The 22,225-nt window shown below is 70.3% G+C and carries 20 protein-coding genes and 1 pseudogene; 8 read left to right on the top strand and 13 right to left on the bottom strand.

The genetic code is table 11. From position 1 onward, the window contains the following. Positions 1-1,318: AAA family ATPase (locus KUTG_RS39810; RefSeq protein WP_157495692.1), on the bottom strand; the 1,318-nt coding region annotated here is incomplete at its 3' end. Between the two features lie 468 nt (positions 1,319-1,786). Then, complete coding sequence (gene xylA / locus KUTG_RS39805; protein WP_052395942.1) at positions 1,787-2,965, bottom strand: xylose isomerase; 1,179 nt, start codon at positions 2,963-2,965, stop codon at positions 1,787-1,789. Between the two features lie 127 nt (positions 2,966-3,092). Here xylA and KUTG_RS54465 point away from each other — a divergent pair, with 127 nt between their 5' ends. From KUTG_RS54465 to KUTG_RS39790, 3 genes are all read left to right on the top strand, one after another. Continuing rightward, positions 3,093-4,274: a serine/threonine-protein kinase gene (locus KUTG_RS54465; protein ID WP_198047465.1), complete on the top strand. Its 1,182-nt coding sequence runs from the start codon at positions 3,093-3,095 to the stop codon at positions 4,272-4,274. A 79-nt stretch (positions 4,275-4,353) separates the two neighbouring features. Then, on the top strand, positions 4,354-4,908 hold the full coding sequence (locus tag KUTG_RS39795) for a hypothetical protein (RefSeq protein ID WP_052395940.1): 555 nt from the start codon (positions 4,354-4,356) through the stop codon (positions 4,906-4,908). 36 nt (positions 4,909-4,944) lie between these two features. Further along, complete coding sequence (locus tag KUTG_RS39790; protein WP_043732241.1) at positions 4,945-5,595, top strand: DsbA family oxidoreductase; 651 nt, start codon at positions 4,945-4,947, stop codon at positions 5,593-5,595. A 397-nt stretch (positions 5,596-5,992) separates the two neighbouring features. Here the strand turns inward: KUTG_RS39790 and KUTG_RS39785 are convergent, their stop codons facing one another. Continuing rightward, the gene (locus tag KUTG_RS39785) at positions 5,993-7,414 is read right to left on the bottom strand and encodes an amidase (protein ID WP_043724368.1); all 1,422 of its coding nucleotides are present in this window, start codon (positions 7,412-7,414) and stop codon (positions 5,993-5,995) included. Positions 7,415-7,440: 26 nt separating this feature from the next. Between KUTG_RS39785 and KUTG_RS39780 the strand changes: the two genes are divergently transcribed. After that, positions 7,441-7,929, top strand: coding sequence for a glutathione peroxidase (locus tag KUTG_RS39780; protein WP_043724365.1), 489 nt, complete (start codon positions 7,441-7,443; stop codon positions 7,927-7,929). A 22-nt stretch (positions 7,930-7,951) separates the two neighbouring features. Here the strand turns inward: KUTG_RS39780 and KUTG_RS39775 are convergent, their stop codons facing one another. Then, a complete protein-coding gene (locus KUTG_RS39775) occupies positions 7,952-9,484 on the bottom strand; it encodes a serine/threonine-protein kinase (RefSeq protein ID WP_043724362.1) in 1,533 nt (510 codons plus the stop codon). A 204-nt stretch (positions 9,485-9,688) separates the two neighbouring features. Here KUTG_RS39775 and KUTG_RS39770 point away from each other — a divergent pair, with 204 nt between their 5' ends. Then, positions 9,689-10,939 carry an extracellular solute-binding protein gene (locus tag KUTG_RS39770; protein ID WP_198047464.1) on the top strand — a complete coding sequence of 417 codons (1,251 nt, stop codon included), beginning with the start codon at positions 9,689-9,691 and terminating at the stop codon, positions 10,937-10,939. A gap of 10 nt (positions 10,940-10,949) precedes the next feature. Here the strand turns inward: KUTG_RS39770 and KUTG_RS65450 are convergent, their stop codons facing one another. Beyond that, a complete protein-coding gene (locus KUTG_RS65450; RefSeq protein WP_198047463.1) occupies positions 10,950-11,153 on the bottom strand; it encodes a glycoside hydrolase domain-containing protein in 204 nt (67 codons plus the stop codon). 19 nt (positions 11,154-11,172) lie between these two features. Beyond that, a pseudogene (locus KUTG_RS66650) lies at positions 11,173-11,547 on the bottom strand (glycoside hydrolase domain-containing protein); the annotation flags it as partial. Between the two features lie 289 nt (positions 11,548-11,836). Between KUTG_RS66650 and KUTG_RS39755 the strand changes: the two are divergent. After that, entirely contained in the window at positions 11,837-13,033 is a 1,197-nt protein-coding gene (locus KUTG_RS39755; protein ID WP_043724351.1) for an SGNH/GDSL hydrolase family protein, read from the top strand. Positions 13,034-13,142: 109 nt separating this feature from the next. Here KUTG_RS39755 and KUTG_RS39750 read toward each other — a convergent pair whose 3' ends face one another. Further along, positions 13,143-15,728: a hypothetical protein gene (locus tag KUTG_RS39750; RefSeq protein ID WP_043724349.1), complete on the bottom strand. Its 2,586-nt coding sequence runs from the start codon at positions 15,726-15,728 to the stop codon at positions 13,143-13,145. A gap of 341 nt (positions 15,729-16,069) precedes the next feature. Then, the gene (locus tag KUTG_RS39745) at positions 16,070-16,546 is read right to left on the bottom strand and encodes a winged helix-turn-helix transcriptional regulator (RefSeq protein ID WP_043724347.1); all 477 of its coding nucleotides are present in this window, start codon (positions 16,544-16,546) and stop codon (positions 16,070-16,072) included. 55 nt (positions 16,547-16,601) lie between these two features. Here KUTG_RS39745 and KUTG_RS39740 point away from each other — a divergent pair, with 55 nt between their 5' ends. Then, positions 16,602-17,006, top strand: a complete 405-nt coding sequence (locus KUTG_RS39740) for a hypothetical protein (protein ID WP_043724345.1) — start codon at positions 16,602-16,604, stop codon at positions 17,004-17,006. Positions 17,007-17,010: 4 nt separating this feature from the next. Here the strand turns inward: KUTG_RS39740 and KUTG_RS39735 are convergent, their stop codons facing one another. From KUTG_RS39735 to KUTG_RS39720, 5 genes are all read right to left on the bottom strand, one after another. Further along, positions 17,011-17,931 (bottom strand): GlxA family transcriptional regulator, encoded by a 921-nt coding sequence (locus KUTG_RS39735; protein WP_043724343.1) that lies wholly within the window; start codon positions 17,929-17,931, stop codon positions 17,011-17,013. 69 nt (positions 17,932-18,000) lie between these two features. Next, a complete protein-coding gene (locus tag KUTG_RS39730; RefSeq protein ID WP_052395938.1) occupies positions 18,001-18,570 on the bottom strand; it encodes a DUF6886 family protein in 570 nt (189 codons plus the stop codon). Between the two features lie 9 nt (positions 18,571-18,579). Beyond that, positions 18,580-19,236 (bottom strand): response regulator, encoded by a 657-nt coding sequence (locus KUTG_RS39725; RefSeq protein WP_255360965.1) that lies wholly within the window; start codon positions 19,234-19,236, stop codon positions 18,580-18,582. Beyond that, complete coding sequence (locus tag KUTG_RS64410) at positions 19,233-19,430, bottom strand: hypothetical protein (RefSeq protein WP_052395937.1); 198 nt, start codon at positions 19,428-19,430, stop codon at positions 19,233-19,235. The genes KUTG_RS39725 and KUTG_RS64410 overlap by 4 nt, the downstream gene beginning before the upstream one ends. A gap of 93 nt (positions 19,431-19,523) precedes the next feature. Next, complete coding sequence (locus KUTG_RS39720) at positions 19,524-20,399, bottom strand: histidine kinase (protein ID WP_052395936.1); 876 nt, start codon at positions 20,397-20,399, stop codon at positions 19,524-19,526. A 128-nt stretch (positions 20,400-20,527) separates the two neighbouring features. On the opposite strand from KUTG_RS39720, the gene KUTG_RS39715 reads away from it, so the two are divergent. Continuing rightward, positions 20,528-22,213, top strand: coding sequence for a hypothetical protein (locus KUTG_RS39715; protein ID WP_063753626.1), 1,686 nt, complete (start codon positions 20,528-20,530; stop codon positions 22,211-22,213). The last annotated feature ends 12 nt before the right edge of the window (positions 22,214-22,225 follow it).

Here is a 22,225-nt window from a genome sequence, read left to right as displayed (position 1 = left end):
AGTAGCCGATGGCCGCTTCGGCGGAGCCGCGCCGGTTGGCGCGCGTGGCGGCGTCGCGCAGGACCGACGGCATCCACGGCTCGTCCACCGGCGTGAGCAGCAGGTGGCCGGCGACGACCTCGGCCGGCTCGCCCTCGTCGCTCAGCAGGCGCGCGGCCCGGGCCCGGGTGGCGTGCAGCTCCTCCTCGGAGATGCCGCCCAGGATGGTGGTTCGCACCTGATCGTGGACGAAGGCCTTGCGCTCCTCGTCGAGCACGTCGCAGCGGACCAGCAGGTGCAGCGCGGTGATCACGGAGCGGACCGGCACCCGGCACAGCGCCGCGATCAGATGCGGCTGCGCGGTGCCGACGAGCGCGGCGGCGCGGGCGACCTCGGTGACGTAGTCGGGCTGGTTGCCCAGCGCGGACACCACGGAGGCGGTCAGCACGTCCTGGCCCATCTCCTGCACCAGCCCGGCGCTCTGCGCGTCCGGCTGCACGCCGTTGCGCCGCAGCTCACCCAGCAGCCGGTACAACAGCAAAGGGTTTCCACCGCTGACGTCGTTGCAGCGCGCGGCGAACGCGGGCGCCGGCACCTCGTCCAGGCCGGCGGCGATGAGGTCGACGACGTCGTCGGTGCCCAGCGGGCGAACCTCGACGGCGGTGCAGCACTCGTGCGTGGCCAGCTGGTTGAGCAGCTCGCCGTCGTCGACGCCGGTGCGCTGCGCGACGACCACCAGCAGCCGCAGGTTGTCGGCGCGGCGCAGCAGGAAGTCCAGCCAGCGCAAGGTGGAGTTGTCGCACCAGTGGCCGTCGTCGACGATCAGCGCCAGCGGCTGCTCGCTCGACAGGCCGACCACGAGCCAGTAAAGACCGTGCAGCACGGCATATCCGCCGCTGGGCACATCTGCGTCGCCGGCCGGGGTCAGCGCCGAGCGGGCCCAGCGGGCCGCGCCCGTCACCATGTCCTGATCGATGCCGGCGAACAGCGCCCGCACGCCCGCGTAACCGGAACCGCTGCTCACCTCGGCGCATTCCGCTCGCAACACCCGCATGCCGCGGGCCGCGAAGCGCTGCTCGGCCGTGCGCAGCAGCTGCGTCTTGCCGATGCCCGACGGCCCGCGCATGATCACGGCCTGGCCGCGCCCGGCGACGGCGAGCTCGGCCTTGGCTTCCAGCTGTGCCAGCTCGTCGGCCCTGCCCAGCAGGACCCGACCGATCGCGGGTGCGCCGTTTTTGTCCTGTATGGACGAATCCGGTGCCGCGCCGGCGGAGACGAGCCTCCGATCCGGGTTCAGGGCAGACCGCCTTCCCTCTCGCGTCTGGCTGCGACGACCCACTGCTTATCAGGACAGCTGCCATCCGGCGGTGAAGGATACCGAAGCCCTGCCCTAACGGTCCCGAAAATGCCGACGATCTGACCTTGATCAGGCGTGACCACGCGGCATCCCCCGATGACACCTAGGGTGAGTGGCCCAGGGGTTCCTACACCACCGTCGATGATGTAAACACGATGATTGCCGGCCGGTGAAGTTTTGTTGAGCAACCGTCCCCCTTCGGAGCACGGTTCGGTGTGGTCGGGTGATCGGCCGGACCGGCGGACGGCCCAGTGCCCGGGCCCTTGAGCATCGCTCGTCCGCGTTGTCGCGCTCCACCGGCCAATTGCGTGAAGTAAACGGGTGTCACCTTTTGCCAATACCCACCGCTCCGGAATGCCTGCTCGGTGAAAAAATCGCAGGATTGATCTTGACGGAGCGGAAGCTGGGGATTCGATGGGAAAAGTCGGTAGTTGTCGGCGGTATGCCCGGTCATGTGCTCCGTGCGCCGACCAGATGCTCCAGCGCGAGCTGTGAGAGCCGCACGAACCCGTACCCCCTGGCCCCTACCGCGTCCGGATCGAAGTTCGCCTCGGCGGCCCGGAAGTCGGCCACCGACTCGCGGCGGGACAGCGTCGGCAGCAGGATCTCGTCGACCTTGGCCGCGCGCAGCGCCTCCCCCACCTCGGGATCCGCCCGGAAGGCCGCCGCACGTTCCTTGAGCAGCAGATAGGTCCGCATGTTGGCGGCCGCGCTGGCCCACACGCCGTCGATGTCCTCGGTGCGCAGCGGCTTGTAGTCGAAGTGCCGTGGGCCGGCGTATCCGGCCTGCTCCAACAGGTCCACCAGGAAGAACGCCGACAGCAGGTCGCCGTGGCCGAAGATCAGGTCCTGGTCGAACCGCGGGCCCTTCTGGCCATTGAGGTCGATGTGGAACAGCTTGTCCTGCCACAGGGCCTGCGAGATGCCGTGCACGAAGTTGAGCCCGGCCATCTGCTCGTGGCCGACCTCGGGGTTCACGCCGACCAGTTCCTCGCGATCGAGGGTGGAGATGAAACCCAGGGCGTGGCCGATGGTCGGCAACAGAATGTCGCCGCGCGGCTCGTTCGGCTTGGGCTCGATGGCGAACCTGAGGTTGTAGCCCTGGTCGACGACGTACTGCGTGAGCACGTTCATCGCCTCGCGGTAGCGGTCCAGCGCCGCGCGGACGTCCTTGGCGGCGTCGGTCTCCGAGCCTTCACGCCCGCCCCACAACACATAGGTGCTCGCGCCGAGCTCCGCCGCCAGATCCACGTTGCGCAACACCTTGCGCAGCGCGAAACGCCGAACCGAGCGGTCGTTGCTCGTGAAGCCGCCGTCCTTGAACACGGGATGGGTGAACAGGTTCGTGGTCGCCATCGGCACGGTCATGCCGGCCTCGTCGACCGCCTTGCGGAATCGCTTCACCCGCTCCTCGCGCACGGCGTCGTCGGCGCCGAACGGAATCAGGTCGTCGTCGTGGAAGGAAACACCCCACGCGCCCAACTCGGCCAGCCGGTGCACCGACTCGACGGGATCCAGCGCCGGCCGCGTCGGCTCGCCGAACGGGTCGTTCGCGCGCCAGCCGACCGTCCACAGACCGAAGCTGAATCTGTCCGCCGGTGTCGGGTCCGCGGCCACGTCGACCTCCATCTGGCTTAGTTAGTTCGCCGAACTTAAGCATCGGCCGCACAGGCAGTCAATGACGGCCCGATTGCCCCTCGGTGAACGCGGGTACCTGGTCAGGGTGAGTCCTAGCGAAGCTACGCCCTCGCCGCCAGTGGCCGGTAGATACGACCTGGTCAGGACGCTGGGCGCGGGCGGAATGGGCACCGTCTGGCTGGCGCGGGACCTGCTGCTCGGGCGGGACGTGGCGGTCAAGGAGGTCACCGGTCAGGGCGAGCGGGTGCTGCGGGAGGCCCGCGCCGCCGCCCGCATCGTCCACCCGCACGTGGTGATGGTCTACGACGTCGTCGAGCACGACGACCGGCAGTGGATCGTCATGCAGCACGTGGACTCGCGGACCCTGGCCGACGTCATCACGCTGGACGGGCCGCTCTCGCCGGATCGCGCCGCCGAGATCGGCCTTGAGCTGTTGTCGGCGTTGCGGGCCGCCCACGACAGCGGGGTGCTGCACCGGGACGTCAAGCCCGGCAACGTGTTGCTCGACGCCGCCGGGCACGCCTACCTGGCCGACTTCGGCATCGCCAGCGCCGAGGGCGACAGCACCCTGACCGGCATCGGCACCCTGGTCGGCGCGCCCGCCTACATGGCGCCCGAGCGGCTGCGGGGGCTGGCATACGGGCCGGAGTCGGACTTCTGGTCGCTCGGCGTGACGCTCTACGCTGCAGTAGAAGGAATCGTGCCGTTCGACCGGGGCGATCCCTTGCCCACCATGACGTCCGTGCTGACCGATCCGGTGCCGGCGCCGACGCAGGCCGGGTGGCTGGCGCCGCTGCTGACCCGGCTGCTGGACAAGGATCCCGCCGGGCGGCCCTCTTCCGACGAGATCTTCATGGCGCTGAGTGGATCACCGCTCGTGCAGACGACCGTGCCGATGCAGCCTTCTTCCGTGCCGATCCCGTCCGCTGCGCCGTCCGCCGCGCATCACCGGCGGCGGGCCCCGATGGCCGTCGGCGCTTTCGGCCTGGCGGCCGTGGCCGGCGTGATGTTCTTCCTGCTGCACACCGGGCCGCCGCCGGCCCAGCACAGCCAGTCCCCGGCCGCTCCCCCGTCGGTGACGACGACTTCCCATGCGCCGGAACAGGTCGCGCCCGTGCGCGCCACGACTCGGTCGACGCGGTCGACCACCACCTCCACGACTCCTGCCACGACCAGCGAGACCACCTCCACCGCGCCGACGACCACGACCACCACGCCCGCTCCCGTGACCACCACGACCACACCCGAGAACACGAGCACCACGGCCGAGGAACAGACTTCCGTCGCACCCACAAGTTGATGTTGCTCGATGTTGTCGGGAGGAAAGGTGAAGTGGTACGCGGATCGGCCGGGCCGGTTCCTGCGTCAGGTGCTCGCCGATGTCGTCGCGCTCGCGTGGATCGGCGGCTGGATCTGGCTCGGGTTCCAGGTTCACGACACCGGTCCGGCGATTACGGGGCCCGGGTGACGGGCTCGTCAACGCCGGCAGCGGGCTGCGGGACACGTTCCGCGACGCCGCGGCCAGCGCCGGCAAGGTTCCCCTGGTCGGCGGTCAGCTGGCCGACGCGCTGGGTGCCGGCACCAATGCCGGCTCGACACTAGTCGACGCCGGCAACGGGGAGATCAACACCGCCGAGAGCCTCGCCTTCTGGGTTCCCGTCGCGCTCGTGCTGGCCCCCGTGCTGTTCGCCCTGCTGATCTGGCTACCGCTGCGCATCCGGTACGCCCGCTCCGCCGGCGCGGCCCGCAGTCTCGAACGCCTCGCCGGTGGCGAGGACCTCCTCGCCCTGCGAGCCCTGACCCGCCTGCCGCTGCGCTCACTGGCCCGTGTCAGCGACGATCCGGCCGGTGACTGGCGCAAGGGCCGCCGCCGGGTGATCGGCGAGCTGGCCGCCCTGGAACAAAACGCCCTCGGATTGCGTCGCACTGGGTAGGAGTTTCCCGCTGTTTCGTGAGCTAGAGGAGTTGTGGTGCGCGTCGACGTCTGGTCCGACATCATCTGCCCGTGGTGCTACATCGGGCGGCGTCGGTTCGAGCAGGCCCTGGCCGGCTTCGAGCACCGGGACCAGGTCGAGGTCGTGCACCACTCCTTCCAGCTCGACCCGACCTACCCCGCCGGCCGGACCGAGCTGTCCACCGAGATGCTCTCCCGCAAGTACGGCATGGACGTCGCCGAGGCCGCCGCCATGGAGTCCAAGATGGAGGCCACCGCCGCCGGCGAGGGTCTCGAGTACCACATGGACGGTCTGCACATCGGCAACACCGCCGACGCCCATCGCCTCGTGCACCTGGCCGCTTCCGCGGGTCTCCAGGACGCCATGGTCGAGCGCCTGTTCCGGGCCCACTTCACCGACCGCCGCTCCGTCTTCTCCCCCTCGTCGCTGGCCGCTCTGGCCGTCGAGGTCGGCTTGGACCCCGCCGAGGTCGAGGCCGTCCTGTCCTCCGACCGCTACGCCGCCGAGGTCGAGGAGGACGCCGCCACCGCCTCGCGCCTCGGCGCCAACGGCGTGCCGTTCTTCGTGCTCGACATGCGTTACGGCGTCTCCGGCGCCCAGCCCACCGAGCTGTTCACCCAGGCCCTCACCGAGGCCTGGGACACGTCCTCCTACGCCCGAAGTTGAGCCCCCTCATGCGCACCCCCAACCGCCCCACCTCCCAGCGCCCCCCGGCCGGCCGCCCCTGGCCCCGCCGCCCCGAAGCCCGCACCGTCACCACCCGTTAGGCGGGGGCTAGGGCCGCCGGCAACGCAATGCGCGCCCCCAGCAACGCGAGTCACGCACTCGGGCGGGCGAGTCCCGTCCTCGGGCCCACCCACCCGACGCAACCACGCTGGAAAATGCCCGAGGGCGGAACTCGCCCCGGCGCCCGAGAACGTGACTCGCGGGGGCTCACCACCCACCGGCGAGTCCCGCGCTAAGACAGCCATCAACTCAACACATGCCCTGTCCCAGAGCTGGACTCGGGGTGGTGTGCCTGAAACCGTATTTCGGTGTGCCCGAGAGCGTGACTCGCGGGGGTTCAGTGCTCTGGCAGGTCGGCCCTCCGGGCGGCCCAGCCGCTGCCGGCCTCGACCTGGGCCGCCACCGAGATCAGCGTCGCCTCATCCCCCACCCGGCCCACCAGCTGAACCCCCACCGGCAGGCCCTCCGGCGTCCAGTGCGCCGGCAACGACATCGCCGGCTGGCCGGTCACGTTCTGCAACGGCGTGAAGGCCACGAACTGCATGGTCCGCTCGAACTCCTCGGCCGGATCCCCCGACTCCGTGAACCACCCCTCCGGCCGTGGCGGCAGGGCCAGCGTCGGACACAGCACCAGGTCGTACCCGGCGGTCCGGTCGATGACCGCCCGCGCCTGCCCCTGCATCGCCGCGAGCAGCGCGAACGCCTCCACGCCGGAAATCCCGGCCCCGCGCTCCCGCAACATCCGCGTCACGGGCCGGAGCAGGGACTCCTTGCCCGCCGGCACGGGAGCCCCGGCGGCCTTGAGGGCCCACACCTTCACGAACAGCTCCGTGAGCGCGGGCCCGGAGGGCGTCTCGATCTCCTCGACCACATGCCCGGCGGCGACCAGCAGCTCCGTGGCCACGTCGACGGCCCGCACGCACTCCGGATCCACGGCGGCACCGTTGGGCGCGGCGGTGAACCGGCCGATCCGCAGCCGCCCGGGGTCGCGGTCGGCCTCCGCCAGGTACGACCCGGCGGGCCGGGGCAGCGGCGCCAGCCCGCCCGATTTGTACGCAACGAGGGCATCCAGGCCGGCGGCGGTGTCCCGCACGGTCCGGGTCAGCACGCCCCGTACGGCCAGCTGCGCGGGGTCCGGCGGCGTCGGCCCGGACGACTCCCGGCCCCACGACGGCTTCATCCCGACCAGCCCGCACACGCTGGCCGGGATGCGGATCGAACCGCCGGCGTCGCTGCCCTGCGCGATCGGCACCAGCCCGCCGGCCACGGCCGAGCCGGCCCCGCCGCTGGAGCCACCGGCCGAGTACCCGAGGTTCCACGGCGTCCGCGGCTCGGCGCCGAGATCGGTCGCCGAGTGGGCGGTCAGCCCGAACTCCGGGGTCGCGGTCTTGCCCAGGCTGATCAGGCCGGCCCGCCGCAGCGCCGTGACGACGTCGGCGTCCAGCGGCGACCGGAAGCCCACCAGCGCCCCCGAGCCGAACGCGGTCGGGGCGTCCCGGGTGATCGACAGGTCCTTGATCGCCGTCGGCACGCCGTGCAGCGGCGGCAACTCCTCGGCCGGCGTGCCCATGACCGCCTGCTCGGCCTCCTTGGCCTGCTCACGGGCCAGTTCGGGGGTGAGCGTCACGAACGCGTGCAGGAGGCCGTCCAGGCGTGAGATCCGGTCCAGGTGGTGGTCGACCAGCTCGACCGGGCTCACCGTCCGTGAGCGGACCGCGGCCGCCTGCTCCAGCGCCGACAGCTCGTGCAACTCGGCCACGCGCGTCCCCCGTCTAGGCTTGAACCATGAGCATCCTGGATCTTCAGCTGACCACACTCGACGGCGAGGCGACCACCCTGGGCGCGCTCGGTGACAAGGCGCTACTCGTCGTGAACGTGGCCTCCCGCTGCGGCCTGACCCCGCAGTACGCCGGCCTGGAGCGGCTGCACGAGCGCTACGCCGACCGCGGCTTCAGCGTCGTGGGTCTGCCCTGCAACCAGTTCATGGGCCAGGAGCCGGGCAGCGCCGAGGAGATCCAGAGCTTCTGCTCCACCACGTACGGCGTGACGTTCCCGATGATGTCCAAGATCGAGGTGAACGGCGACGAGCGGCACCCGCTCTACGCCGAGCTCACCCAGACCTCCGACGCCGAGGGCGCGGCCGGCGACGTGCAGTGGAACTTCGAGAAGTTCCTGGTCGCGCCGGGTGGCAAGGTGGTCGGCCGGTTCCGGCCGCGGACCGAGCCCGAGGACACCGAGCTGGTCGCGGCCGTCGAAGCGGTGCTGCCGGCCTGAGGCCGACCGGCGCGGCGGGGCCTCAGCTCTCCGGCTTCGCCGCGCCCACCTTCTCGATCTTGTTGATGTAGAGCTGGGTCCCGGCCCACTTCAGGCCCACGCCGACTGCCTGCACGGACTTGCTGCCGTCCTTGCCGACGATGTGCTCCTTGGCCTGGAAGTAGAAGTCGCCGCCCTGCATGTCGCTCAGCGTCACCGACTTGGCGTTGTTCATCTCGCCGACGAAGGCGTCCGCGCCGCCGAGGAAGTCCGGGGTGAAGTAGGCGGCCGCCGCGTTCTGCGCGTTGCCGGGCAGCTGCGCGAAGAAGTCGCTGATCGTCTGCTGCTGCACCTCGGCCCCCGGCTCGCCCGACAGCGGCTGCCGGTTGATGGACGTCGCGGCCGGCGCGGTGGTGGACGACGTCGAGGTGCCGCCGCCGGCCTGGGAGCCGCCGCCACCGCCGGACCCGCCCCCGGTGTTGTCCTTCATCTGATTGGTCACCACGATCACGCCGACTATCACCGCGATGACAATCGCCGCGGCGATGCCGATCAGCGGCCCGCGACCCATGCCGCCCGACTGCTGCGACCCCTTCGGCCGAACGGGCGGCATGGCGGTGGTCGAGGTGGACCGCGAGGGACCGCCGACCGGACGCTGGTCCATCCGCGTCGCCATCGGAGGCGCCGGACGCTGCGCGGTGGCCACCGTCGGCATGTGCATCTGCTGCGGCATCGGCATGGGCGGCGCGGGCTGGCCCGCGGCCACCGCACCCAGCGCGTCCCGGCAGCGGACCATCGTCACGCGCTCGGTCGGCTCCGAGGACAGCAGCGACAGCAGCGGCTGCGTGAGCGGTCCCGCCTGCCGCGGCGGATCGATCTGCCCGGACGCCACCTTGTGCAGCAGCGCCAACGGGTTGTCGCTGAGGCCGAACGGCGGAATGCCCTCCACCGAGGCGTAAAGCGTTGCCCCGAGCGAGAAAACGTCCGAAGCCGGCGTCGGGTCGTGGCCCTTGGCGATCTCCGGCGCGAGATAGGCCGGGGTGCCGGCGAGCATGCCGGTGGCGGTCACCGTGGAGTCGCCCTGGGCCCGCGATATGCCGAAGTCGGTGATCTTGACCGTGCCGTCGTCGCCCAGCAACACGTTGCCCGGCTTGACATCCCGGTGCACGATGCCGGCGGCGTGGGCGGCGGCCAGCGCGGAGGCCACGTGCATGCCGATGCGCGCCGCCTCCTGCGGAGCCAGCGTGCCCTGCTCCTCCAGCAGCTGCGACAGGCTGCGCGACGGCACGTATTCCATCACCAGCCACGGCATGCCGTCGCCCTCGTCCACGACGTCGAACACGGCGACCGCGTTGGGATGCTGAAGGCGCGCGGCGATCCGGCCCTCCCGCATGGCCCGACGGCGCGCCTCCTCGGCGTCCGCCTCGCTCTGTCCCGGCTGTAGCAACAGCTGTTTGACCGCAACGGTGCGGTACAGCAGCTCGTCGTGCGCCTGCCACACGACGCCCATGGCGCCGCTGCCGATCCGTCGGCCCAAGCGGTAACGGCCCGCGACTACCCGGCCATCGACGGTCACGCCATCTCCTCGTTCATGGGTTCGCGCGTATGCGCTTGCGCCTGCCGAACCATGTCACCAGCCACGCGCGCCACGCTGCTGGGGCCACAACGGCAGACCGCCGTAGACAATACCCAGCCTTGCGCGAATGGAGGCATTGACACGGTGCGAAACCGTCTTCACTGTCGTCACACGCAACCGCGGTCCCGGCGGGGGGATGATCATATGAGACACGTGCGCGCGTTCGGCCTGACCGGCACGGCGCTGATCCTGCTCGCCGCGTGCGGGGCGGCGCCGCCGAACGCGCAGCCGGGGCCCGGCATCACCCTGAACGTCTGGCTGATGAAGGAGAGCGCGCCCGACAACGTCATCTCCGAGCTCGACCAGCAGTTCCACACGCTGCACCCCGACGTCGCCGTGAAGCTGACCACGCTGGAATGGCCCGGGCGGGACGCGCGCTGGCAGGCCGGGATGGCCTCCGCGACGCCGCCGGACGTGATGGAGATGGGCAACAGCGACGTGCTGGCCTACGCCAGCACCGGCAAGCTCACCGATCTCACCAAGCAGGATTTCGAGAACTCCGACACGTGGCTGACCGGCCTGCGCGACGCCGGCAGCTACCAGGACCGGCTCTACGGCGTGCCCTACTACGGCGGCGACCGCGTCGTCATCTACCGCAAGGACCTCTGGCAGCAGGCCGGGCTCGGCGGTCCGCCGACCACGCTGGCGCAGCTCGAGGCCGACGCCGCGAAGTTGATGAACGCCAACAAGGCCGTGGATTTCTCCGCGCTGTACTTCCCCGGTCGCTATCAGTACGCGGCCCTGCCCTTCGTGCTCGACGCCGGCGGCGCCATTGCCACGCAGCAGAACGGGAAATGGACCGGCACACTGTCGTCGCCCAAGTCTCAGGCCGGGTTGCACACGTGGGCCGACTTCGTGGCGAAGGTCTCCCGCGCGCCCGCCGACAAGGACGAGACCAGCGATGTGGACGCCCTCGGCAGCGGCCGCGCCGCGATGATCATCGACCAGGGCGTGACGGCCAGCGCCGTGGCCAAGAAGTACCCCACGCTCGGTGAGCAGCTCGGCGTGTTCCCCATGCCCGGGGCCACCGGCCCGATGCCGGTGTTCCTCGGCGGCTCCAACCTCGTCGTGCCCGCCGCCGGCCGCCAGGCCGATCTGGCCGCCGAGTGGATCCGGCTGCTGACCGGCACCCAGTACGAGGGCCTGCTCGGCCAGAGCGGCCTCGTGCCGAACAGCACCGGCCTGTCCACTTTTGTCAGCGGCGTCACCGCCGTCGAGCTGACCGCCGCCGGCAGGAGCTGGTTCACGCCGCTGTCCACCCGCTGGTCGGCCGTCGACAACGCCAACGTGATCCAGGACATGCTCGAATCCGTCTACAACGGCCGCGCCACCATCCCCGAAGCCACCACCGCCGCCGACACCAAGATCACCCAGCTCCTGAACACCCCCGGATAACCCCCGCGAGTCACGCTCCCAGACACACCGAATGTCGGTTTGGGGCAGACCCCCGGTCGTTGCCGGCCAACCCGGCGGCGCCGGTGGCGTAGGCGTGCTCGCAGACGCGCCGGGACCACTTCTGCGTCAGGTCGGGGCGGCCGGCCAGGGCGAGCAGGAACGCCATCTGGTGCACCGGCTCGTTGGAGTGGTTGTAGTCGGCGTTCCACTTCATCATGTCGCCCCTGCAGCGTGGCCTCGAAAACGGCGTTGAGCCTGCCCACGAACGCATCCCGGCCGCCGACCAGGGTGATGTCGTGCGGCACGTACCAGCCCTGCTGGTTGAGGTTGCACTCGATGCAGCCGGCGTCGGGCGCCATCCAGCTGCCGTCGGCGTTGCGGCCGCGGAACCAACCGGTGCCGGCGTCGAAGATGTTCCGGTCGTTGCCCGCGGTCCGGCTCAGCGCCGCCGGGTTCGCGGCACGGCCCGGTTTGGCGGCGAACTGCGACAGCGCGTAGTCGGTGTAGCAGTTCTCCAACGTCGTGGAGATGCTGTTGCCGTCGGCGCAGTAGCCGAGCTTGGACCAGTTGTCGAAGTCGCCGCTCCTGTGGGGATTGCTCCGATGAATGGGTCCACCAGGTCGACCGAGGCCGTAACGGTGGCGGCGTTGGCAGCGGACGTGCCGACCAGGCCGGCGGCCAGCGTCGCCGCGCCGATTCCGGCCAAGAACCCCAGCCTGGTCACCGAGTTTCCCGAATCAGACAGGGCACGAGCTCCCCACGCATGCGACGGCGGCGGCACCACGCCAGCTCAGGCCATCGGTTCGACGGTGTCAAGATTAGGTCGGATGTATTTGCCATCCTGTCCGGTATTGTCCACCGCACCCGCCACAACGACGTGCCGAGTGGAGCAAGCCTGTGACAAGAAGACATCTGCTCGCGGCGATCGTGGCCGCGACGACGCTGGCGACCGTCGCGACCTCGGCCTCCGCCGCCACGGACGCCGCCGGCCGACTGGCCACCTGGGCCCCGAGCATGACCATCGGCGGCCCCAACTTCAGCAACCAGACGATCCGGATGGTGGTGCACAGCAGCATCGCCGGCAGCTCGCCGCGGATCACCCTGTCCAATCTCCGCGGCACGACCCCGTTGTCCGTCGGCGCCATCGATGTGGCGGTGCAGGGCGGCATGGCCACGGCCGTCGCCGGCAGCCACCACACCGTCACCTTCTCCCGCTCGAAAACCCTGACCATCGCGGCCGGCTCCGAGGCGGTCAGCGACCCCGTCCCGATGTCCGTCGCCGCCGGCCAAAACCTTCTGGTCAGCGTGTTCCTGCCCAAGGCGACCAGCTCCGCCACCTGGCACTCCGACGCCTTCGACACCACCTTCCTGTCCGATGCCGGCGACCACAGCCGGGACGACGGCGACGGGAACTACATCGCCGCAAGGACTTCCTGGTTCTATCTGTCCGGTGTGGACCTCGTGCCGACCACGGCCCGCAGCACCGTGGTGGCCTTCGGCGACTCCATCACCGACGGCTACAACACCCCGACCGGCGCCTACCAGCGCTGGCCCGACGACCTCGCGCGCCGCCTCGCCGCCGCCGGCGCTCCCCACGCCGTGGTCGACGCCGGCCTCGGCGGCAACCGCGTGCTCACCGACGTGCCCAACATCTGGCAGGGAATCAGCGCCCTCAAACGCTTCCAGCACGACGCCCTCGGCATCGCCGGCGTCCGCACCGTGATCCTGATGGAGGGCGTCAACGACCTGCACGCGGCCGTCAACACCGCCGGCGGCCCGCTCACCGCCGCCGACCTCATCGGCGGCTACCAGCAGCTCATCGCCCAGGCCCACCACGCGGGCGTGCGGATCATCGGCGGCACGATCATGCCCGACAACGAGCCCGCCGACCGCGAGGCCACGCGCCAGGCCGTCAACGACTGGATCCGCACCAGCGGCGCCTTCGACGGCGTCGTCGACTTCGACCACGCCATGGCCGACCCGGCCAACCCGCACAGCCTCAACCCGCCGTACAACTCGGGTGACGGCCTGCACCCCAACGCCACCGGCATGCAGGCCATGGCCGACGCCGTGGACCTCAAGCTGCTCCCCTGACGCCCTGATGCCCTGATGCCCTGATGCCCTGATGCCCTGATGACGCAGGGAAGGACGCCTTACCCTCGTTGAACGAGGGTAAGGCGTCCTTCCCTGCATAAGGGGAGCGTCAGCTCAGCTCGAAGCCGTCGACCAGGAAGTACGTTCCGTCGATCTTGCTGACGGTCAGGATGTGCTGGCCAGGCTTCAATCCCCTGACGGAGTACACCTTCTGCTGCACGCCGCGAGTGGCGGCGTTGGCGGTGACCGTCGGCTCGGCCACGCCGTCCAGGGTGATCCCGATCTTGCCCTCGTCGGAGTTGGTCTCGGTCAGGAACGAGATTCCGGTGCCGGTGAAGGCGATCGTCGCCGACGCCCCGTCCTGCTGGCTGTAGTGCACGTTGCCGTTCAGGTCGCCGTAGCTGCGACCGCCCTGGAACGACCAGCTGCCGTTGTAGGCCACGCGCAGATCGTCGTCGTCGACCAGCGTGGACTTCGGGGTGTCGGGCCCGGCGGCGGCGAGGATCGCCTTGGCCGGAGCCGGCCAGTTCTGGTCAGCGACCACCGTGGACGGTTGCAACGTGATGTCGGTGCCGTTGTTGTAGTAGTTGCCGGTGTCGGTGTAGTTGTCCACGATCTTGTCGTCGTGGATGGTCGGCGTCCACAGGTTCAGCCACAGCGAGCCGCCGATCGACTTCACCACGTTGTCGTGCGTGTACCAGAGGGAACTGCCCTCGTCGTGGTAGATGGCGTTGCAGCCGTTGACGCACTCGCCGAGCACGTTGCCGGTGAACTCGGACTGCGACGCCTGCCCGCCGAGGGTGTAGATCGGGCCACCGTCGTTGAGCTCGCCCATGACGCTGTGCACGTGGTTGCCGACGACGTGGTTGCCGCCGGTGTAGGTGCTGCCGTGCGCGCAGGGCTGCGAAAGGCCTTGCTTGGCCTGGAGATCACAGCTCGACGCCCAGCCCCAACCCCAGCCGATGGAGACACCGGAGTACGGGGTGTAGCCGATGTCGTTGTGGGACAACGTGGTGTTGCGGCTGTGCCCGACCAGCACGCCGACGGAGTCGGCGAACTCCTGCCCGACGTACTGGACCGTGTTGTCGGACACGGTGTTTCCGCTGGTCATCAGCGCGGTCTGGGTCTGGTAGTAATCATCGAACTCGCCGACGGTGACACCGATGCCGGACGTGTCCGTGACGGTGGAGCGGTAGACCGTGGAGTCCTGGGTCTGGTCGGCGAGATCGACGCCGCTGGTGCCCAGGTTGCGGAAAGTGTCGTCGGAGAAGGTGATCCGCTGGCCGCGGTGCACCTGCACGGCGGCGGGAATGCGGATCGGCGACCGCGTGGTCGGATCCCACAGCACGCCCGCCTGGTTGTCGACGTACCCCTCGGCGGTGGGTGCGTTCCAGGTCGTGTAGGCGAACGTGATGCCGGAGAAGGTGACGTCGTGCACGGGATTCACGACGTCGGGGATCACCGTGACGCCGTCGACGAGCATGTACTGCCCGCCGGCCTTGACCAGCTTGACCGTGTGCTGTCCCTTGGCCAGCCCGGTGACGCTGACGATCGCCTGCTGCGCAAGGCGTTCCGGCGTGGCGGCGTTGACGGTCTGCGTCTTGGCGCCGTCCACGTAGACGTCGATGGCGCCTTCGTCGGAGTTGGTCTCCGACAGCACCTGGAGGCCGGTGCCGGTGAAGGTGTAGCTGAAGGAGTCGCCGTCGGTGCTGGTGTAGTGCACGTCGCCGCCGAGGTCGCCGGTCGGCCGGCCGTTCGAATAGCCCCAGCTGCCGGCGTAGGTGGCGCGCCAGTCGCTGTCGTTGAGCGGCGCGAGGTGCCCGGGCGTGCCGCTGACGTCCAGAAGTTGTTGCGCGGTGGGCAGTTCGACGTCGGCCTTGGCCAGGTTCTCGCCCGCGCGCGGCACGTAGTAGAGGTAGCCGGCCGCGCCGTCGAGGTAGAACTGGCCGGGCGTGCCGAGCAGCTGGTAGGAGTTCTCGATCCAGCTGATGCCGTTGAGCGAGGGCAGGCCCGCGCCGTTGAACGGGAAGCCGGGGTTGGGCACGCTGCTGTGGTTGTTGTTCCAGCAGCCCGGGTCGACCGTGAGGTCCGAGCCGCCGGCCGCGTTCTTCGCGATCGACGCCAGCGGGCAGCGCATCTGCTTCCAGCCGCTGTCGTTGACCACCTCGACCTGGCTCTGATTGGTCCAGGCGGCGTACGAGCCGTCGCCGGTGGTGAAACCCATTGCCGTGGTGGAGAAGCCGGCCGGGTTGGCGGCGCTGCGCGTGCGCTGGGCCCGCTTGCCGTCCACGAACAGGTCGCGGCTCTCGGTGCCCTTGGGCACCTTGGCCCGGTAGATGTTCTTAGCCGCGTCGACCTTGCTGAAGCCGGTGACCCGGCTGCCGCCGCTGAGCACCGGGTGCTGGCCGGGGCCGGCCCGATAGACGACGCTGTGCCCCGGTCTGCCAGAATCCTGCGGGCCCAGGGTGAACGGACTGGTGAGCCGGTAGGTGCCCCCGTTCAACTCGACGACCACGTCACCGTGCTCGCCTCGGGCCCGGTCGCGGGCCGTGGTCAGGTCACAGGGCAGCTGAGCGGCGCATAAGTTGCCCCACCCATCGGGCGAAACGTGCAGAACATCCGAGGTGTACCCAGCCACACCCGTGGCGGTAGCGGCTGCTACCAGGTGCGCGGCGACAACGATGGCGAACCGCATCAGACCTCCATCGGACAGACGTCCGATGAATATAGGTGGCGCAGCCCCCCACGGCGAGAGCCAAAATCCGCGAGTCCCGCTCTCAGGCACTCATGTGTCGAGTTCCGGCCGGCGTGACGCCTTGCTCGGGCCATGGCCAACGACAGCGGCGACCTACCCGTGCTGGTCGTCGACGACGCCGCTTCTCCGACCTCGACGACCTCGCCCGCGAGATCTCCCGGCTGCCGCCCACGCCACATGCGCTTCCCATGTGACGCCTAATGCCACACAGGAAGCGCATGTGGCATTCGAATGTGCTTGAAACCGTATTTCGGTGTGCCGGAGAGCGTGACTCGCGGGGGTTAGGCGGTGGGGAGGAGGCGGGCGGCGGGGCCGGGGGCGGCGGTGACGTCGCGGGGGGCGAGGTGGCCGTGGCCGGCGTCGCAGCGGAGTTCGGCGTGGACGGGGGCGCCGCAGTCGCGGTGGTGCAGCAGCAGGGCGGGGCCCTCGGGGTCTGCGGCGTGGCGGTCGCCCCAGTCCAGCAGGGCCACGAGAATCGGGTACAGCTCCTTGCCCTTGGCGGTGAGGCGGTACTCGTGCCGCGAGCGCTGCCCCGGCTCCTGGTAGCTCTGCCGGTCGAGAACGCCGTGCTCGACGAGCGTGGCCAGGCGGGTGGCGAGCAGGTTGCGGGCGATGCCGATGCGGCGCTGGAACTGCTCGAAGCGCCGGTGGCCGTAGAACGCCTCGCGCAGGATCAGCAGCGACCACCGCTCGCCCACGATCTGCAGCGAGCGGGCGATGGAGCAGTTCTCGGCGCTGAACCTGGTGCTGTCGTCCACGGCGGCCAGTGTACTCTGGGTTCCAATCTGAGACTCAGACGGAGGACCGGGAGCGATGAAGCTGGCCGGCAAGACCGCCTACCTGGCCCACCACACCGCGACGAACACCGTGGCCACGGTGTTGCGCCGCGAAGGCGCCCGCGTGGAGACCGAGGCGACGCCGGCGGAGGCGGCGGCCAGGTTCGGCGGCCTCGACATCGTCTTCGCCGTCACGGATGCGACCGCCGCCCTGCCCCACCTGCGCGACAACGGCACGGTCATCCTCTGCGGCCGAGCCGACGCCCACCCGCCGGCCGCGCAGCTGGAGCCGAAAAGGATCCGGGTCAACTACGTGGTCGCCGACGCCACCACCGCCCTGCACGAGATCGCCGAGGCGGTCCTGCACCTGGCCTCCGACGAGGCCTTCAAGGCCCAGGGCGAGGAGATCGTGCTCGCGACCGCCCTCGCCCTGGCCTCGTGAGGACCTAAACGCCCGCTGCCACCCGAGCCGCCGCCCGCAGCGCACGCAGGGTCCGGGAGTCGGAGAAGCCGACGGCCCGCGCCGCGCCCTCCACCGTCGTCCCGCTGGAGATGAGGTGCTCGGCCCGCTCCAGCCGCAGCGCCTGCTGGTAGCGCAGCGGCGTGAGGCCGGTGGCGTCGCGGAACCGCCGCGTGATGGTGCGCTCGCTGCACCCGAACTTGCGGCTGAGCTCGGCCAGCCGCAGCGGCTCGGTGTACCGCTCGTCGATCACGTCCTGCAGGCGGTGGACCAGGTCGGACAGGTGGCTGCGGTGTCGCAGCAGGGCGCTGACCTGCTCGTCGGTGCCGTTGCGCCGCGCGTACACGACCAGTGCCCGGGCGATGCGCCCGGCCATGGTCGGGCCGTGCCAGGTGGCGACCAGGTGCAGGCACAGGTCGATGCCGCTGGCGATACCGGCGGACGTGGCCAGATTTCCGTCCACTGTGTACAGGACGTCCCGCACGACCTCGGCCGCCGGGTAGCGCGCGGCCAGCTCGTCCTGGAGCTGGTGATGGGTCGCGCAGCGCCGCCCGTCGAGCAGCCCGGCCCGCCCGAGCGCCTCCGTGGCGGCGCAGACGCTGACCACCATGCCGCCCTGGCGGTGGTGCGAGCGCAGCATCGACAGCGCCCGCTCGCTGGGGGCGATGTCCTCCAGCGTCGCGCACTGTCGCCCTGGGACGATCACGATGTCGTTGGGGGACAAGGTGGGCCACGTCGTCGAGCACCGCACCGGCAGCAGCTCGGCGGTGACGATCTCGGGCTCGTCGGCCACATAGGACAGTTCGTAGGGCAGGCCGTAGTCACGCGCGGTGTGGAACACCTCGGCGGGGCCCGCAAGATCGAGCAGGTACACCTGCGGCTGCACCAGGAACACCACGCGGCGCATTGAACGCCTCCTCAACTAGCGCTGGCCGGTCTGTCCGGCGATGCTAGCGATGGTGTGGTTTCCGAGCCGTCATGTCGACCGGATGCATCCGGTTTCTGACTGGAAAACCGGGTCTGCTTGCCCGCGTGGGCAGCCGTTGGCCAGCCTGATGCCGCTGAAGGCCAGGGAGCTGATGGTCACCCGGTCCCAGAACGGCCACAGGTTCGGCAGCACCCGGAGCTGGATGCCGGCCGACGCGTGCAGCGCGAACAGGTCGGCGACGCGCTCGGGCGGACCGAGCGGCCGGACGGTGCGCGTGGAGACGTGGCAGTAGTCGCCGAAGGGCTCGAAGTCGGCCGCCGAGAGCCGGTAGGCGTACAGCTCCACGGTCCGCATGGCCTCCAGCCAGCCGTACTCGACGGCGTGAACCCGCTGCTCGTCGCCGATGATGCCCAGGCGGTCGGCCTCGGTCGTGGACGGCTGCGCCCAGGCCATCGCCCGCGGGCACTTCCGCGGAAACCAGTAGTCGGGCGCCCGCTCGTGGTCCACGGCCCAGACGTAGGCCTCGGCGTACTTGGACGTCGCGGCGACGTGCGGCTCGAAAACGGTGATCGTCGGGTCCTCGGAGAAGTGCAGTACCTGTCCCTCTTCAGGTCGCATCCGACCAGGCTATTGACCCCGCACAAGTCCATTCAGGTGCGCGTAGACGACGGCGTGCACCCGGTCCCGCAGCCCCAGCTTGGCCAGGATCCGCGACACGTGGGTCTTCACGGTCTCCTCGCCGACGTGCAGCTTGGCGGCGATCTCCGCGTTGCTGTCGGCTGCCGCCAGCAGCTGCAACACCTCACGCTCACGCGGCGTGAGCTGGGCCAACGCCGGCGGCTCGGACGGCGGCGCGACGGCCGTGGCGAAGCGGGTGATGAGCCGCTGCGTGACCGACGGGTCGATCAGGGCGTCGCCGCGGGCGGCCACCCGCACGGCGGTGATCAGCTCCTCCGGCGGCAGGCTCTTGAGCAGGAAGCCGCTGGCCCCGGCGTGCAGGGCCCGGTAGACGTACTCGTCGTGGTCGTACGTGGTCAACACGATGATCTTGGTGCGGTTGCCGGGCGCGGCCAGGATCGCCTCGGTGGCGGCCAGCCCGTCCATCTTCGGCATCCGCACGTCGAGCACGGCCACGTCGGGCCGCAGCCGCAGCGTCTCGGCGACGGCCGCGCTGCCGTCGCCGACCTCGGCCACGCAGCGGAACTCCTCCTGCGTGTCGAGGATCGCGCGCATCCCCGAGCGGAACATCGCGTGGTCATCGGCCAGCAACACCTCGACAGTCACAGGGGAAACACCACCGCGGTGCGCCAGGTCCGGCCGTCGGCCGACGGGCCGCTGCTGGCCACGCCGTCGAACAGGGTGGCACGGTTGGCGATGCCGGCCAGGCCCCGGTGCGCGCCGTCGGACAGCCGGGCGCCGGGTGGCATCGGGTTGCTGGCGGCCAGTGCGAGCGAGGTCTCGCCGTAGTCGAGGTGCACGGCGACCGGCGGTGCCGTCGCCGTGCCGCAGGGCGTTCGTGAGCATCTCCTGCGCGATCCGTTTTTTTTTCGATGTCCAGGGATTCCGGCAGGTCACGGGGCCGGCCGGTTTGTCTCCAGGGGCGGCCCGCAGCCCCGCCGCGCGCACACCGGGCGAACAGCTCGTCTATTTTTTGTCGAGGCCCGGGCTGGCCCGACCCCCGGCGGCGCGGGTCGCCCTTTCAGCAGGTCGAGCAGGGTGCCGGGAGCTCGACCATGGCCCAAACTTTTTTCGCTCTCCCACCCGTCGTCCCGGAAGCCCCCAATCTTGGCGTTCTGCTGGTCGCCGGCCATGATCAGCCGGGCGGCGCCGGCATGCACGTTGATCGCGCTGACGTGGTGGGCGATGACGTCGTGCAGGTCGCGGGCGATGGACGCCCGCTCCTCGACGACCGCCTTGGACACGGCTTCCTTGGCGTCGCGGCGTTCCTGCTCGGCCCGCTGCTCCAGCTCGGCCAGATAGGCGCGGCGGGTCGTGGTGTAGCGGCCGACCAGCCACGGCAGCAGCCCGGACTCGGCCATCATCAGCGGGATGATCGGCCAGTTGTTGAAGCCGTTGGCCACATACCGGGACAGCCCGATGGCCACGGTGGTGAGCGCCATGGTGAGCCAGGCCGGCGTGCCGCGCAGCCAGGCCCCGGCCCGATAGCCGGCGATCATCAAACCGGCGGTGTTGCCCGAAGCGGTCGGCCCGAACGTCAGCACGCCGAGCATCCTGATCAGACCCTGGGCGACGGCGACGAAGCCGGACAGCCGGGCCGGGCCGGCCAGGCACAGGTCGGCGCCGATCAACACCGCCAGGGTCACAGTCTGCGCCGCCGTGCTCGGCGCGCAGTCGGCGACGAACACGAACCCCACGTCGGCCGCCACGCACAAGCCACTGACCAGCAACGACTGGCGGGCGAGCGTGCCGCGCACGGACAGCTGCATTCGTCCTCCCCTGGGTCCGGCACCGATCATGCGGCAGTCACCCCTGATGCCGAGTCCCTCCCTCGGGGGACAATGATCCCCCGCGCACGTGGTTACCGAGGACGTTTCCGTCCCTAACGTTGCCGACGATGAAAGCCACCGTCCTCGCCCTGTTGCTCGGGCTCCTGCTGGTCGCCCCGGCGTACGCGGACACCGCGTCCGCCGGCGGCGACGTGCATGTCGCGCAGACGCTCGGCGACCGCGAGCTGACCGTGACCCTGCGCCGGGTCACCGGGGTGCCCGGTCCACTGCACGTCGATGTGCTCACGCATGCCGGTTCCCCGGCGGGGACGCTGCGCCTGTCGATCACCGGGCCGGGCAGTCCCGAGGGGACCGCCGTCGCCCTCGGCGCTCGGCCCGGCTCCTACGGCGGCGAGCTGCATGTGGACGCGGCCGGACGGTGGGAGCTGGCCATCGACGACGGGCAGCGGGTGGCCCGCATCCCGTTCGTGGTGGCGGCGCAGGCCGTCAGCCCACCGGAGAAGGCCGTCTACTTCGGCTTTCTCTTCGCCGGGCTGTGCTTGCTGGCGGCGCTGATCGTGGCGACCCGGGCCCGGCGTGGGTGGTGGGCGACGATCCCGGTCGGCGGCGCGGTGGCCGGGGTGGCGGTGGCGATCACCGGTGCCGTGTTGTCGACGACGTTGCCGTTGCCGCCGCAGGCGGGGATGCAGGTGGACGCCGACAGCGTCAACACCACCGATCCGTACGCACTGGCACAGCCGTTGACCGGCGACTACTCCCGCCAGCCGGTCAACCTGTCGCTGTCACCCACATCGCTTGCCACGCAAGAGAAGTCGACCGTCACATTGTCGCTCACCGATGGCGCGACCGGCCGTCCGGTGGACGACCTGATGGTTCACGACAGCGCGCTGATGCACCTGATCGTCATCGGGCCGTCCGGACAGCTGTGGCACCTGCACCCGATTCGCGTGGCGCCGGGCGTGTTCCAGGTTCCGCTGACGTTCCCGGTTGCCGGTCACTACGCCGTGTCGGCCGAGCTGGCCCGGATCGGCGGCGGCGTGCAGCTGGTACGGTCGGCCTCCGGCATCGACGCCAGCGGCGCTTCCGTTGATGTCAAACAGGATTCGCCGGACGTGCACGTGACCGTGCCGGAGTTCACCGCCGGGCAGCCGGGAACCGTCGACGCCCGCGTCGGCGACAAGGCGGATCTCCAGCCATGGCTGGGAATGCTCGGGCACATGATCGCCGTCGGCCCGCTCGGAGCGGGCGGGGCGCAGGACGCGCCGGTGTGGGTGCACGCGCACTCGATGGGCGGCGACATGACGGGCATGGCCATGGCCGCCGGGTCGATGGGCGGGCTGATGCCCGTGAACGGGGACAGCGCACCGGACGAAACCGTTGCCGCGTACGGGCCGGACGTGGCCTTCACGTACACCTTCCCGCTGGCCGGCGATTACCAGGCCTGGATCCAGGTCGAACGCGACTATCGCGTCGAGACGATCCCGCTGACCGTCCACGTCGGCGCGGCATCGGTTGCCAAGCAGGGAAAGCACTCGGTTCAGGCCCACCTGGTGGACACCGGGACCGTGGAGCTGGACGTGACGCCGTCGGCCGGTGCGACCGTGACCGTGCAGGCGGTGGAGCCGACCACCGGCTACTCGTCCGGTGCGATCCAGGCCGTGGCCACGGATGTCGGCAGGTTCAAGGTGACCGGGCTGCCGCTGATGACGCCCGGCCAGTGGGAGATCGTCACCACCGTTCGAGACCAGTCCGGAATGGACGAACACGTGTCACCGGTGACGGTGACCGGATGAGGGGGTCGGATA

The sequence above is a fragment of the Kutzneria sp. 744 genome, from assembly GCF_000568255.1.
Taxonomy (GTDB): domain Bacteria; phylum Actinomycetota; class Actinomycetes; order Mycobacteriales; family Pseudonocardiaceae; genus Kutzneria.
Note: the sequence above shows the minus strand (reverse complement) of the source record. Positions and strands in the feature narration are given on the sequence as shown.

Excerpts from the sequence above, each read along its gene's own strand:
- xylA (WP_052395942.1), bottom strand. The coding sequence starts at position 2,965 with ATGGAGGTCGACGTGGCCGCGGACCCGACACCGGCGGACAGATTCAGC.
- KUTG_RS39795 (WP_052395940.1), top strand. The coding sequence starts at position 4,354 with ATGTCGTCGCGCTCGCGTGGATCGGCGGCTGGATCTGGCTCGGGTTCC.
- KUTG_RS39780 (WP_043724365.1), top strand. The coding sequence starts at position 7,441 with ATGAGCATCCTGGATCTTCAGCTGACCACACTCGACGGCGAGGCGACC.
- KUTG_RS39770 (WP_198047464.1), top strand. The coding sequence starts at position 9,689 with ATGAGACACGTGCGCGCGTTCGGCCTGACCGGCACGGCGCTGATCCTG.
- KUTG_RS65450 (WP_198047463.1), bottom strand. The coding sequence starts at position 11,153 with ATGAAGTGGAACGCCGACTACAACCACTCCAACGAGCCGGTGCACCAG.
- KUTG_RS39750 (WP_043724349.1), bottom strand. The coding sequence starts at position 15,728 with ATGCGGTTCGCCATCGTTGTCGCCGCGCACCTGGTAGCAGCCGCTACC.
- KUTG_RS39740 (WP_043724345.1), top strand. The coding sequence starts at position 16,602 with ATGAAGCTGGCCGGCAAGACCGCCTACCTGGCCCACCACACCGCGACG.
- KUTG_RS39735 (WP_043724343.1), bottom strand. The coding sequence starts at position 17,931 with ATGCGCCGCGTGGTGTTCCTGGTGCAGCCGCAGGTGTACCTGCTCGAT.
- KUTG_RS39730 (WP_052395938.1), bottom strand. The coding sequence starts at position 18,570 with ATGCGACCTGAAGAGGGACAGGTACTGCACTTCTCCGAGGACCCGACG.
- KUTG_RS39720 (WP_052395936.1), bottom strand. The coding sequence starts at position 20,399 with ATGCAGCTGTCCGTGCGCGGCACGCTCGCCCGCCAGTCGTTGCTGGTC.
- KUTG_RS39715 (WP_063753626.1), top strand. The coding sequence starts at position 20,528 with ATGAAAGCCACCGTCCTCGCCCTGTTGCTCGGGCTCCTGCTGGTCGCC.